This window comes from Agarivorans albus, assembly GCF_019670105.1.
GTDB classification, from domain to species: Bacteria; Pseudomonadota; Gammaproteobacteria; order Enterobacterales; family Celerinatantimonadaceae; genus Agarivorans; species Agarivorans albus.
In genome coordinates this window covers 3,607,501-3,620,577 of record NZ_AP023032.1, presented here as the reverse complement: position 1 = coordinate 3,620,577, position 13,077 = coordinate 3,607,501, and the positions used below count along the sequence as shown (strand labels likewise).

The following is a 13,077-nucleotide window of genomic DNA, read 5'->3' as shown; positions in this document are numbered from 1 at the left end:
AAGGAGAGAGCAGATGAACGGTCGGTTAAAGTCGGGACTGCTTGCATGGTTGTGTTCCGCAGCAGTAACTCTTCCAGTTTGGGCTGATGATACAGAGCTATTTTTATTTGATTTTAATAGCTTGAGTTCGGCTGACCCGAAGGTGTTAATTATATTTGATACTTCGGGCAGTATGGCTTGGAATATAACCACTCGCCAAGGATACAACCGAGACAGTAATGGCGATGTTAGTTACCAAGATTATCCTATTGCGGTTAGCTCTCAAAACAGCCTAGATAATGATTTCATCTATTTCACGGTTAACGGTGTTGATGGCTCGTATATTCCCACCGGGGCCAATGATGATCGGCGGTTTATTTGGGACATTAATAATTGCGCAGCATCTTATGAAGCCTTAGCTAAAAACGGTATTTTTACTGGTTACTTTCGTGAGCACCGGGTGCAAGGTGGCACTGGCTCATGGGACGATGTTCGCCTTAACAATGGGGCTAACTATACCGTTCTTGATTGCATGGATGACTATGAACTTAGTAGCGATGCGAGTGATGGTCGTTTACTGGATGATGAAGGAGACCCTCGCTCATTTACCGTAAAGCTGCAGGCTTCCGACGGGAGTTTTGTGGATAAAGTCGTTTCCACAATTAACCCTGGTCAATATCGCGAGAGTAATAACTCATATGTAGATGCACCGCAGGGCTACCCTATTAATGGTGCAGCAAATAACACTGATGACTTCTATACCCTTAATAAAACCGATGCAGAGCAAACCACCAAGGACTCATTTGATGATGGCTACTTAATTACGCTCTACTCTGCAAATTACCTACGTTGGTATCATCACTCAGATGCAACTACTACTCGACCTCGTATCGAAATTGCTCAAGAAGCAATGGAAAATGCTTTAAGTACCATTAATGGGGTTAAATTTGGCTTGATGGTGTTTAATCGCTCTAACGATGGCGGCAGGGTGATTCGGGGGATTCAAGCCTCGGATGATAATCAGGATCTTATATCAGATATTATAGAGCTCACTGCCGATGGCGGAACCCCGCTAGTAGAGACGCTAATGGAGGCCAAACATTACTTTGCTGGAGAAGCGGTAGATTATGGAGAAAGGGGGAATAACAACGAGAAAAACGATCGAGATAAAACTATTGAGACGTCCTCCGGAGGAACAAATACGTATATATCTCCCTATGAAGTGGGATGCGATAGCTCAATCAACATCATCTACGTCACCGATGGCACACCGAGTGTTGATGCTGGTGAAAATCAAAATGTTAAAAATCTGCCAATTAATACTGACAATGTATTTGGTTGTGATAATGCCACCACGGTTAATGGTTGTACTTGGAAGGATCCAGTTGGTTTTGGCACTGGCAGCGAAACCTCGTATTTACCTGTGTTATCTAAATGGATGAATACCAACGATATTAACCCCAACATGACGGGTAGGCAGTACGCAAAAATATCTACTATTGGTTTTGGTGAAGATGTTATCGAAGGCGGCACGGCAATGTTAACTGCTACTGCCGAAAATGCGCAGGGGCGCTTTTATCCTGCTGAAGATGGCGTCTCTTTAGAAGCGGCTTTTCGTCAAGCCTTAATCGGAATCTATGAAGAGAGTTCTTCTTTGGTTTCTCCCGCTGTAACTAGCAACAACTTTGACCGCACTCGTACTCTAGATAGAGTTTATTACGCCATGTTCAAGCCTTCGCTTAATCCACGTTGGCGAGGCAACTTGAAAAAGCTGGAACTGTCTTCTGAAGGCTACATGGCAGATCAAAATGGGAATCCTGCTATTGGTGCAGATGGTTCTATCATCGACGAAGCCAAAACATTTTGGTCTTTAGTCAAAGATGGCAACAACGTAGAGCTAGGAGGGGTCTCTGAAACCTTACTCAGCAATGACGCTCGAATGGTGTATTTCAATCAAACAGATAGCGGAAGCTTCACCACTTTAACTACTAACAACTTGGTCACAAAGGCGGGTAGCAATGCCGATTTGGCTAACCAACTTGGTGTTGTTGAAGACGATATTGCTGATCATGTAAGTTGGATCCGTGGTACTGATGTAGATAATGATGACGGAGATACCAGCACCACTATTCGCAGTGATTTAATGGGCGATCCGCTGCATTCTCGCCCCTTAGTCATTAACTACGGTTTACGCAGTGGCGCAGCTGCCGACAGCACAGATCCCGATGACATGGACATAAGAATCATTGTAGGTACCAATGGTGGTGCTATGCATATGTTTAAAGATACCGGATCAAGTGTTACAGAAAGCTGGGCATTTTTCCCCTATGAGCTACTAGGCAGGCAGCTTACCTTGCGCAGTAACATAGCAAGCTCGCAACATGTATATGGGATAGACGGCACTCCAACTGTATTCCTTAAAGATGCCGACAATGATGGCAAGTACAGCAGCAGTGGTGACAAAGTACTGGTGTTTACCGGACTACGCCGCGGTGGAGATGCTTATTATGCGATGGACCTTACCAAGCCTGACTTACCCAAAATGTTGTGGAGGATTGATAGTTCCAGCACCGGCATGTCTGAGCTTGGACAAAGTTGGTCTCAGCCTACAGTAGGTTATGTACCGGGCCATAGTAATCCGGTAGTTATATTTGGTGGTGGTTATGATACCAACCAAGATTTAGCCACTCCTGGTGATGATGATCGAGGCCGTGGTGTATTTATTGTTGATGCTTTAGATGGCAGTTTAGTGTGGAGCATTACACCGGGAGATGATGACCGCCTGACTCACAGCATTCCTGCTAAAGTCGCAACTTTAGATAGTGATGGCGATGGAAATATTGACCGCTTGTACTTTGGCGATACCGGAGGCCACGTATGGCGAGTGGATTTGTTTTCGGCGACGCAATCGAAGTGGAAAATGACCGCTTTAGCGAGCATTAGTGATAGCTCAGTAGTTACCGATAAACGTAAGTTTTTTACCGAACCGGTGATTGTAAGAACCTACCTGAAAAAGCTCACGCGCATCACTACCGGACAAGGGGATGACCAATTAACCATTACTGACTCTCAGCAAATTCCATACGATGCGGTATTAATCGGAACGGGTGACAGAACTAAACCGGTGAGTGATAAAGATCCCAACGGAGTAGACAACCGCTTCTATATGTTCCGTGATTATAATGTTCAAGTTACCGATTTTGGCGCGCTTGACGACGATGCTCAACCAGTAGCCATTGTTTCTAATGATTTATACAACATTACCAGTGATCCTATTGGTGCATTAAGTGATGAAACCGCCATTGAAACACAGCTCATTGCGCTGGGTGCGTCCAAAGGTTGGGTATATAACTTGGTTGAGGACGGCGAAAAGTCCTTGGGAGCGGCTTTGGTATTAGGTGGTGAGTTGTATTTCACTTCGTTCATTCCAGAAACCACTAACTCGGCAACATGTACTATCCCCACCATCGGCAAAGGTCGCACTTATGCTGTAGATATGCACATAGGTACCAGTATCAATAACAGTCGTTACTATGATGTAGACAACAAAGTACCCGATGATTTGATTATTCACTCTGGCGAGGATGAGCAAGGCGAGTCGGTGGTAAGAGTTTTTGGTGGAGATCCCGGTGAAGATCTAGAGTTTGATGATCAAGATGAAAACAATGATCATACTTGTGAAAATGCCGGCGAGTGTAAGGAAGGCTCGAGAGAAGCCAATATGGACATGAGTCCAAAACAAATTTACTTCTATTTTGATGAGGGCTAAATGAAACACTCGATGCGCGGCGTCACCTTAATGGAGCTCATGATTGCGGTAGCTATTGTCGCCATATTGGCGGCGGTAGCTTACCCTGCTTATACGTCATTTGTCGCCGAATCTCGGCGCAGTGAGGCCAAAAAAGAACTAGCCACCTTAGCGGTATTACAAGAACAGTATTACGCCGATAATGCGAGTTATGCAGCTAACCTTGCCAGCTTGAGCTTGGCTGCGTCTGGTGCAGGCTCTTATAACACCGAGAATGGCTATTATGCCATTACGCTAAGTAGTTCTGCAGCGGCTAGTACATTTACAGCTAAGGCGACTGCTTTAGGTACTCAACTTAGTGCTGATACCGACTGTAAAATTTTCTCTATCGATGATGAGGGCAGCAAGTCTGCTGAGGATTCGTCGGGAAATTCAAATGCTGATTGTTGGTGATCTTATGAAAGGTTTAGCTATTTTCTTATGTTTGATTTTGCCCATGTCTTCAAGCTGGGCGATTACCGTTAAGTGCTACATGGCTGGCTCCACAGGTTATGATCAAGTGGTAATAGCTTCGCCTAAAGATCTAGATTCAATAGCAGAGATTACAGCGGAAATTAAACAGCGGTATACCAATCACACCGCTAGTGCACAAAAGTTTGGCAGTATTTCTCAGATTGAATGTGTTGAATTTAACAGTGAGTTTAGCAGTGATATTGCGAATGTACGATTTGCAGAACTTGAATATTAATTAGAGTGGGGAGCTCAGTCACAGGCTTAGATAGGGCAGCTGCTTTTTTCACTATCGGTTATAAAACGAATATTGCCGCCTTTTGAGATAACTACACCATCAATGTAGCTATTATCATTTGAACAAAAGTATAGGCTTCCCGAAGCCCCAGCAATTAAACCATCGCTCTGAAAAGAAAATGAATCTACTGCTCCTTTAAAGTCGATATTGCCAGCCTTAGTAAATGGCTCTGCTGCCAGTAGAACTTTCTCACCACTATCCAATTTTCCATTGTTATTATCGTCGGCGAATACCGTTAAACCAGAATTCACTTCTCCGCCACAGTCGCTGCCATTGGCCTTTAGGGCACAAACAACTACACGTTGATTAAGGTTTATTGCTTGGCTGCGAGCAAAACGCACTTCTCGCATCATCCGGTTGCTTGATGCATCCGCCGCCATTGACTGAAACAAACTGTTCATACTGGGTACGCCGATACCCAGTAATACCACCGCGATTGCAATGGTTATCATTAATTCAAGTAAGGTAAATCCGGTTTGCTTAGTCAATTAAGGCACTCTTAACTCAAGTCTTTACTGTAAGTGTATACGCTTATGGCGGGTCTGCAGCTACAGAGGGATTTTTTGTACGAAGTGTGTGGTAAGTTCAATGAATAAAATCAAGGGCTGGTTGAAATGTTGAATCATTTATTCAATTGATGATTCTTGCGATGACGGTTAAGTCGAAAAAATTTAGCTAAGATATTGATTTTGCGTGAGCCGAGTGGTGTTTTTTAGCCAATTCCCTGATTAAGCTAAGTGTATAACGTTGTCACATGCGCGCGCTTGGCTTAAAGTAAGGACATAGATACTCAACAAAATGATAAATAAAAGGAAGTACACATGAAGCAAGTCACGGCAATTATCAAGCCATTTAAAATGGATGATGTTCGCGAAGCTTTAGCTGATATTGGTATTACGGGTATGACAGTTACCGAAGTAAAAGGCTTTGGTCGACAAAAAGGCCACACTGAGCTTTACCGTGGCGCTGAGTACAAAGTAGACTTCTTGCCAAAAATGAAGCTAGAGCTAGTCGTTCAAAAAGATGATCTAGAGCGTTGTATTGAAGCCATTGTGCAAACCGCGCAAACAGGCAAGATTGGCGATGGTAAGATCTTTGTTCGCGATGTAGACCGCGTTATCCGTATACGTACTGGTGAAGAAAACGAAGATGCGATTTAACGCGTACCCAGATACAAAAAAGGCGAGCTATTAGCTCGCCTTTTTTATGCTTAGTCAATCTTAATTCACACTAAGTATTAATGCGGTTTGCTCCGCTTTATCAGTAATGCCTAGAGCCTTGTAGCCATCTTCCATCACTTTAAGTGCATCGCGCGCAGATGGAGTATCAGAGAAGTTCTCAATCACATAGCGAGCGCGATTTACCGCACCAATATAAGCTTCACGCTTAATATAGTAACGCGCCACCGATACTTCGTAGCGGGCTAAGTTATCTTTTAAGTGAACCATGCGCTGCTTGGCATCTGCAGCATAATCACTGTGCGGATAACGATTAATCAAGGTTTTAAAGTCGTTAAAGGCTTGGCGAGAAAAGCTTGGGTCTCGGTCAAAACGGTCAATACCAACAACGCTTTGGAATAAGTTGTAGTCTGCCGCCATATTGGTAAGCCCGCGCATGTAATAGACGTAATCTAACTCACTGTGCGTTGGGTTATTGCGAATGAAACGGTCGGTGCTCGCTAAAGCCATCGCTGTATCACTACGTTTGTAATATACGTAGATAAGGTCAAGCTGTACTTGATTAGAGTAGGGACCAAAAGGATAGCGCGTATCTAAGGCTTCTAAGTTCTCAACTGCATCGGTAAACGCGCCATTGTTGATTGCTGTTTGGGCTTCAGCGTATAGCTCCGACGCTGGTTTGTCGGGGATCTTTGGCTTTTCTTTTGAATTCGAAGAACAAGCTCCAAGCATCAAGCCGAGCAGTATTACTGAAATTGTTTGCTTATAAACGCGCATCATGGACTAAAAATCGTCTTTGTTGTTTCTGTGATAACCAAATAACAATACTCGTCTCAACGTCGAAAAGTATTAGGTTAAACACCTCAAATAATGGGCAAACAGTATCCTCTATGCCACTTAAACCGTCAATCACCGAGTGACATATATAGTGGGAGGTGCATCTAACAAACCATTTTCTTCTATGCTTTAAGCTAGGAATGATTACAATAGCCCGTTTTGGCCTTCCTGTTAGAGGTAAAACCTAAGATGAGTCAACCTTTAGAGTTGCGAGCAATCGTTGATGATGAGCTAGCTGGAGCTCGCCTCGATCAGGCGTTAGCTGCGTTGTTTCCAGATTATTCCCGTTCACGGATCAAAGAATGGATCGTTGGCGAATGTGTTCGTTTAGATGGCGAACTGAAAGTTAAACCGAGGGAAAAGGTAGTTGGCGGGGAAGAAATTGTATTAAATACCGTGTTGGAAGACGTGGTTGAAGCCCAAGCTGAAGATATTGAGCTCGATATCGTTTATGAAGACGACGATATTCTGGTGATCAATAAGCCTATTAACATGGTGGTGCACCCTGGTGCTGGCAATAACAGCGGCACTGTACTCAATGCTTTATTGCATCGTTATCCATCAATTGCCGAAGTGGCTCGCGCCGGTATTGTGCACCGTTTAGATAAAGATACCTCTGGACTTATGGTGGTGGCTAAAACCGTGCCTGCGCAAACTCATTTAGTTGAAGCGCTTCAAGCTCGCCATGTAACCCGTGAGTATGAAGCGATTGCTACCGGGGTAATGACTGCTGGTGGATTGGTGGAAGAGCCGATTGGTCGCCATCCAACTAAGCGCACTCATATGGCTGTAGTTGCTACTGGTAAACCTGCTGTAACGCATTACCGCGTAGCGGAGAAGTTTCGCCAACATACGCGTATCCGCTTGCGCTTGGAAACAGGCCGTACTCACCAAATTCGGGTGCACATGGCGCATATTGGACACTCACTTTTAGGTGACCAAACCTACGGTCGTTTGCGTTTACCTAAAGGCTCTAGTGAAGAGTTGATTACTGCTATGCGTGGTTTTCAGCGCCAAGCACTGCATGCGGTAATGTTGCGTTTAGAGCACCCAATTACGGGCGAAATGATGGAGTGGCACGCACCAGTTCCTCAAGACATGTTAGATATTGCCGATGCCTTGCGCGCTGATCATAAACTCAATCCTGATTTAGGCTAATCATGGCTAAATTGCTGATTGATTGGCCTAGCCCAAAAAATGTAAAAGCGGTTTACAGTGACCGCTTAGCAGGCGCTAGCTTGGCTCCCTATGATTCCTACAATCTGGGTGATCATGTGGGGGACGACGCCAGCGCAGTGCAGACCAATCGGCAGCATTTCCAACAAGGTATGCCACAGCAAGTGTGTTGGTTAAAGCAAATTCACAGCACTCGTGTGGTAGATGCCAGTGAGCCTAGCATGCGTTTTGCTGAGGCAGATGCCAGCGTCGCGAAGCAAGAGCATGCGGTATGTGTAGTAATGACCGCAGATTGTTTACCAGTACTTTTTTGCGATAAACAAGGCACGGTAGTGGCGGCGGCACACGCTGGGTGGCGCGGTTTGCTCGATGGTGTGTTAGAAAATACCGTAGCAGCAATGAACATTGCTCCCAGTGAGATCATGGCTTGGTTTGGTCCTGCGATTGGCCCAGATGCCTTTGAAGTAGGTGCTGAAGTTTATCAGCAATTTGTTGCTAAAGACTCAAAGTCGGCCAGCGCTTTTACGGCTAGCGCAAATAGCGGTAAGTATTATGCCGATATCCACCAATTGGCTAAGCAGCGTCTTAGCGCGCTAGGTTTGAATGATGTTTATGCTGATGCGAGCTGTACTTTAAATAATGCCTCACGTTTCTTTTCTTACCGGCGTGACGGCCAAACCGGGCGAATGGCTGCAGCCATCTGGCTTAGCTAAAGCAATAAAGCTCACAAAACCATCGTCTTGATGGTTTTTTAATGCCATTTATCTTGAATTTTTTTACATCTAATCCCACATATTCATTAATAGCTTAATATATGTGGAGGTGTGACATGCGCCTAGATAGATTCACAAGCAAATTTCAATTAGCGATTTCAGACGCTCAATCTTTAGCATTGGGGCGCGACCACCAGTTTATTGAACCGGTGCATTTAATGTCGGCCATGCTAAATCAAGATGCCGCTTCGCTAAGGCCATTATTAGTAGAAGCGGGAATTGAAGGCAGCGCCTTACGTTCTCAGCTTTCCCAAGCCCTAGAGCAGTTGCCACGTGTTGAAGGCACTGGTGGCGAAGTACAGCTTTCGAACCAGTTAGTGGTGTTACTTAACCTTTGTGACAAGTTGGCGCAAAAGCGTAAAGATAAATTCATTTCATCAGAAATCTTCTTTTTAGCTGTTACTGAAGACAAAGGTAAGCTTGGCGATATTATGCGTGAGTTAGGCGCAAATAAAGAGAATATAGAAAAAGCCATTACCAAAATTCGAGGTGGCCAAAAAGTTGATGACCCTAACGCCGAAGACCAGCGCCAAGCACTAGAAAAATACACCATAGATCTTACCGAGCGTGCCGAGCAAGGTAAGCTTGACCCGGTGATCGGTCGTGACGACGAGATTCGTCGCACCGTGCAGGTATTGCAGCGTCGTACCAAAAATAACCCAGTATTAATTGGTGAGCCCGGAGTGGGCAAAACCGCGATAGCCGAAGGCTTAGCTCAGCGGATCATTAACCACGAAGTGCCGGAAGGACTAAAAAACAAACGCGTCTTATCGCTTGATATGGGTTCTTTGGTGGCCGGGGCTAAATATCGCGGCGAGTTTGAAGAGCGCTTAAAAGCAGTGCTTAATGAGCTTTCTCAAGAAGAAGGCCAAGTGATACTTTTCATCGATGAGTTGCACACTATGGTTGGTGCCGGTAAAGGCGATGGCGCGATGGATGCAGGTAATATGCTTAAACCTGCTTTGGCGCGTGGTGAACTGCATTGTGTAGGCGCAACAACGTTAAATGAGTATCGTCAGTACATTGAAAAAGATGCGGCACTTGAGCGTCGCTTCCAAAAAGTGCTGGTGGAAGAGCCTAACGTTGAAGACACCATAGCGATTTTACGTGGTTTAAAAGAGCGTTATGAGTTGCACCACTCGGTTGAAATTACTGACCCTGCGATTGTTGCAGCGGCCAGTTTGTCACATCGCTATATTTCCGATAGGCAATTACCCGATAAAGCTATCGACCTTATAGACGAAGCGGCTTCAAGTATTCGTCTGCAAATAGATTCTAAGCCTGAAGCCTTAGACAAACTTGAACGCAAAATCATTCAGTTAAAGCTGGAGCGTCAAGCGCTGCAAAAAGAAGCAGATAGCGCCAGCCTTAAACGACTAGCTTTACTGGACGAAGAGTTAGCTGAAAAAGAAAGTAAATTTAAAGAGCTAGACGAGGTTTGGAAGGCCGAAAAAGCCGCTTTATCGGGCACCCAGCATATTAAAGCCGATTTAGAACAAGCTCGTTTAGATATGGACGTTGCGCGTCGCGCCGGCGATTTAAATCGTATGTCTGAGCTGCAATATGGTCGCATTCCGGAATTGGAACGCCAGTTAGATTTAGCCTCGCAAGCCGAAATGCAAGATATGAGTTTGTTGCGTAACAAGGTGAGTGATGCAGAAATTGCTGATGTTTTGTCGCGCTGGACTGGCATTCCAGTTAATCGAATGCTGGAGGGCGAACGCGACAAGTTGCTGCGTATGGAGCAACAGCTGCACGATAGGGTGATTGGTCAAGGCGAGGCCGTAGAAGCAGTATCCAATGCTATTCGCCGTAGCAGAGCGGGTTTATCTGATCCGAACCGCCCGATTGGCTCGTTTTTGTTTTTAGGACCAACTGGTGTGGGTAAAACAGAGCTATGTAAAGCGCTCGCCGAATTTATGTTTGATACCGAAGAATCAATGGTGCGTATCGACATGTCGGAATTTATGGAGAAACACTCGGTTGCTCGTTTAGTCGGGGCGCCTCCTGGTTATGTGGGTTATGAAGAGGGCGGTTATTTAACAGAAGCTGTAAGGCGCAGACCTTACTCGGTTATTCTGCTTGATGAAGTAGAAAAGGCTCATCCAGATGTGTTTAACATTTTGCTGCAGGTATTAGACGATGGCCGCTTAACTGACGGGCAGGGGCGAACAGTAGATTTTCGCAATGCAGTCATCATCATGACGTCCAACCTTGGCTCAGACATTATTCAAGAGCGACATGGTGAGATGACTCATCAGGAGATAAAAACTGCCTTGATGGGCGTGCTTGCTCAGCAGTTTAGGCCTGAGTTTATCAACCGAATTGATGAATCGGTGGTATTCCATCCATTAGCACACGAACAAATCCGCACAATTGCCGGAATACAAGTTCAGCGTTTGGTGCCGCGTTTGGAGGAAAAAGGTTACAAGTTGGAGTTTAGCGATGCGGTGTTAGATAAATTAGGGCAAGCTGGCTTTGATCCTGTCTATGGCGCAAGGCCTTTAAAGCGGGCTATTCAGCAACAGTTAGAAAACCCCCTAGCGCAAGCCATTTTATCGGGACAAATCGAACCAGGAAAAACCATTCGTATCGAGTTGGAAGATGGCCAATTAGCCTTTAAATAAAAGTAAAGCGTAAGCAAGCTAATTAGCTTGCTTACGTTGTTGTTTTTGGAGTTGTTTTAAGTTGAGATAGCTTTTTGTTTGGCTGTCGCTAAGCAGCTTAGCAATCTCTTGATCTTTTTCTTTTAACAACTCTCGCATTGCTTTCCACATTTGTTTTCTATCGCCTTCAAAACCAAATAAGTCATCCATCAAGCTGTTGTATCGTTGTTCAAGTTGAGTAAATTGGCTAATTTGGTGCGGGTCTAAACTCAAATGCTTAGTCAATCTTTCTATGTCCATAGTGTTACTACCAATTTGTGCGTTTAGTCGACCTAAAAAATGAACTCCTCCTAATATTTATTTCTTATGTCTAAGATATAGTTCATTGCGCTGCTTTTGTCTTTGAATTGCTATTAACAACTAGGGGCTTATGCTATTTTTAGCCAAAGTTTTAAGGCTGTTTTATAGAGTATTTAAATGACCGAGCAAAAAGTTAGCGAAGGTGCCCGCCAAAAAGGTATCTTCTTACTCCCCAATTTGTTTACCACCGCAGGGCTGTTTTCAGGCTTTTATGCAGTAGTAGCATCAATGAACGACCAATTTGAAGCAGCGGCTATCGCCATCTTTGTTGCAATGATTTTTGATGGAGTAGATGGCCGAGTTGCTAGGTTAACAAATACCGAGAGTGCCTTTGGTGCAGAGTATGACTCGATGGCCGATATGGTTTCCTTTGGTATTGCCCCTGCTCTGGTGGTTTACAATTGGGCGCTGCACGACTTAGGCAAAATAGGCTGGTTGGCAGCATTTGTTTATACAGTAGGTGCAGCCTTGCGCCTTGCCCGCTTTAACACTCAAGTGGGGATTGCGGATAAACGTTTCTTTCAAGGTTTAGCTAGTCCAGCCGCGGCCGCGTTAATAGCTGGGATGGTCTGGTTTGCTCAAGACCTTCAGTTTTCAGGTAACAGTTTAGAATTTGTTGCCTGCTTTATTACTGTCATCAGTGGTCTGTTAATGGTGAGTAACTTCCGCTATCACAGTTTCAAAGGTATCGATTTAAAAGGCCGTGTACCATTTTTTGCTGTGCTGCTTATTGTTTTGGTGTTTATTGTTATTGCCGTTAAACCAGCAGTTATCCTATTTACACTGTTTGCCGCCTATGCTGTTTCGGGACCTATCTACACTGTTCGCACAGTAAAGGACCTCAAGTTTAAACACGTAGTGGGTGATGAAGAAGATCTAGATTGTCATCGAACAGAGAGCCAGCATAAAGACGATGAGCAATCTATTGAACCAGTAGCTGAAGATAAAGTAGAAAAGTAACAAAATAGTACTTAATGAGAAAAAAGGCGCTTAAATGGTGCCTTTTTGCTTAATTAGTATGCTGTTTTGGTTTTATCTTTCAATAATTGGTAAAAAATCAAAATAACTGTTGCTTTACCAAATCGCTTCCCTATAATGCACCTCCACTGACTCGGCACGCAGCGCACTAAAGCGAAGTAAGGCTAGGTCAGGGTTAGCAAGGCCTAGGGCTGAGTTAGCCGGCTCTCAAACTTCTTTTTAAAATGTTTTAAAAAGCGGTTGACAGCCACAGAGGAAAGCGTAGAATGCGCACCTCGCTTCGGCAAGAAGCAACGCTCTTTAACAATTTATCAAGCAATCTGTGTGAGCACTCACAGGACCTTAAGCGAAAAAATTAAGCTTAAGTGAACTGGAGTCTTGCACTGTAAAACACAGTAATAATTTCAGTTTTTAACTTTGAGCGAAAAAACTTTTGATTGAAGAGTTTGATCATGGCTCAGATTGAACGCTGGCGGCAGGCTTAACACATGCAAGTCGAGCGGTAACATTTCTAGCTTGCTAGAAGATGACGAGCGGCGGACGGGTGAGTAATGCTTGGGAATATGCCTTTACGTGGGGGACAACAGTTGGAAACGACTGCTAATACCGCATAATGTCTTCGGACCAAAGGAGG

The 13,077-nt window shown here is 44.6% G+C and carries 11 protein-coding genes and 1 rRNA gene (1 of these 12 only partly in view); 9 read left to right on the top strand and 3 right to left on the bottom strand.

Translation table 11 applies throughout. From position 1 onward, the window contains the following. Positions 1-13 precede the first annotated feature (13 nt). The 3 genes from K5620_RS16430 to K5620_RS16420 are packed head-to-tail and all read left to right on the top strand — an operon-like array spanning position 14 to position 4,475. A complete protein-coding gene (locus K5620_RS16430; RefSeq protein WP_016401303.1) occupies positions 14-3,748 on the top strand; it encodes a pilus assembly protein in 3,735 nt (1,244 codons plus the stop codon). Then, positions 3,749-4,180: a type IV pilin protein gene (locus tag K5620_RS16425; RefSeq protein WP_016401302.1), complete on the top strand. Its 432-nt coding sequence runs from the start codon at positions 3,749-3,751 to the stop codon at positions 4,178-4,180. Next, entirely contained in the window at positions 4,164-4,475 is a 312-nt protein-coding gene (locus tag K5620_RS16420; protein ID WP_040307052.1) for a hypothetical protein, read from the top strand. Before K5620_RS16425 ends, K5620_RS16420 begins: the two co-directional genes overlap by 17 nt. 26 nt (positions 4,476-4,501) lie before the next feature. Here the strand turns inward: K5620_RS16420 and K5620_RS16415 are convergent, their stop codons facing one another. Next, a complete protein-coding gene (locus tag K5620_RS16415) occupies positions 4,502-5,023 on the bottom strand; it encodes a GspH/FimT family pseudopilin (RefSeq protein WP_016401300.1) in 522 nt (173 codons plus the stop codon). A gap of 333 nt (positions 5,024-5,356) precedes the next feature. On the opposite strand from K5620_RS16415, the gene K5620_RS16410 reads away from it, so the two are divergent. After that, complete coding sequence (locus K5620_RS16410) at positions 5,357-5,695, top strand: P-II family nitrogen regulator (protein ID WP_016401299.1); 339 nt, start codon at positions 5,357-5,359, stop codon at positions 5,693-5,695. Between the two features lie 60 nt (positions 5,696-5,755). Here K5620_RS16410 and K5620_RS16405 read toward each other — a convergent pair whose 3' ends face one another. Next, the gene (locus tag K5620_RS16405) at positions 5,756-6,493 is read right to left on the bottom strand and encodes an outer membrane protein assembly factor BamD (protein ID WP_016401298.1); all 738 of its coding nucleotides are present in this window, start codon (positions 6,491-6,493) and stop codon (positions 5,756-5,758) included. 246 nt (positions 6,494-6,739) lie between these two features. Here K5620_RS16405 and rluD point away from each other — a divergent pair, with 246 nt between their 5' ends. The 3 genes from rluD to clpB all read left to right on the top strand — a co-directional run bounded on the left by rluD (position 6,740) and on the right by clpB (position 11,126). Beyond that, complete coding sequence (rluD, locus tag K5620_RS16400) at positions 6,740-7,708, top strand: 23S rRNA pseudouridine(1911/1915/1917) synthase RluD (protein ID WP_016401297.1); 969 nt, start codon at positions 6,740-6,742, stop codon at positions 7,706-7,708. A gap of 2 nt (positions 7,709-7,710) precedes the next feature. Beyond that, complete coding sequence (gene pgeF, locus K5620_RS16395; protein WP_016401296.1) at positions 7,711-8,439, top strand: peptidoglycan editing factor PgeF; 729 nt, start codon at positions 7,711-7,713, stop codon at positions 8,437-8,439. Positions 8,440-8,555: 116 nt separating this feature from the next. Beyond that, on the top strand, positions 8,556-11,126 hold the full coding sequence (clpB, locus tag K5620_RS16390; RefSeq protein WP_016401295.1) for an ATP-dependent chaperone ClpB: 2,571 nt from the start codon (positions 8,556-8,558) through the stop codon (positions 11,124-11,126). An 18-nt stretch (positions 11,127-11,144) separates the two neighbouring features. Here the strand turns inward: clpB and K5620_RS16385 are convergent, their stop codons facing one another. Further along, positions 11,145-11,405 carry a hypothetical protein gene (locus K5620_RS16385; protein ID WP_040307051.1) on the bottom strand — a complete coding sequence of 87 codons (261 nt, stop codon included), beginning with the start codon at positions 11,403-11,405 and terminating at the stop codon, positions 11,145-11,147. Positions 11,406-11,582: 177 nt separating this feature from the next. Between K5620_RS16385 and pssA the strand changes: the two genes are divergently transcribed. Together pssA and K5620_RS16375 are read left to right on the top strand one after the other, a co-directional pair. Then, a complete protein-coding gene (pssA, locus tag K5620_RS16380; RefSeq protein WP_016401293.1) occupies positions 11,583-12,425 on the top strand; it encodes a CDP-diacylglycerol--serine O-phosphatidyltransferase in 843 nt (280 codons plus the stop codon). Positions 12,426-12,877: 452 nt separating this feature from the next. Then, a 16S ribosomal RNA gene (locus tag K5620_RS16375) occupies positions 12,878-13,077 on the top strand; it runs 1,343 nt beyond the window's last position.

Bases quoted from the DNA above. Each gene is read 5' to 3' on its own strand.
- pgeF (WP_016401296.1), top strand. From the start codon at position 7,711: ATGGCTAAATTGCTGATTGATTGGCCTAGCCCAAAAAATGTAAAAGCG.
- K5620_RS16430 (WP_016401303.1), top strand. From the start codon at position 14: ATGAACGGTCGGTTAAAGTCGGGACTGCTTGCATGGTTGTGTTCCGCA.
- rluD (WP_016401297.1), top strand. From the start codon at position 6,740: ATGAGTCAACCTTTAGAGTTGCGAGCAATCGTTGATGATGAGCTAGCT.
- clpB (WP_016401295.1), top strand. From the start codon at position 8,556: ATGCGCCTAGATAGATTCACAAGCAAATTTCAATTAGCGATTTCAGAC.
- K5620_RS16420 (WP_040307052.1), top strand. From the start codon at position 4,164: ATGCTGATTGTTGGTGATCTTATGAAAGGTTTAGCTATTTTCTTATGT.
- K5620_RS16405 (WP_016401298.1), bottom strand. From the start codon at position 6,493: ATGATGCGCGTTTATAAGCAAACAATTTCAGTAATACTGCTCGGCTTG.
- K5620_RS16425 (WP_016401302.1), top strand. From the start codon at position 3,749: ATGAAACACTCGATGCGCGGCGTCACCTTAATGGAGCTCATGATTGCG.
- K5620_RS16410 (WP_016401299.1), top strand. From the start codon at position 5,357: ATGAAGCAAGTCACGGCAATTATCAAGCCATTTAAAATGGATGATGTT.
- pssA (WP_016401293.1), top strand. From the start codon at position 11,583: ATGACCGAGCAAAAAGTTAGCGAAGGTGCCCGCCAAAAAGGTATCTTC.
- K5620_RS16385 (WP_040307051.1), bottom strand. From the start codon at position 11,405: ATGGACATAGAAAGATTGACTAAGCATTTGAGTTTAGACCCGCACCAA.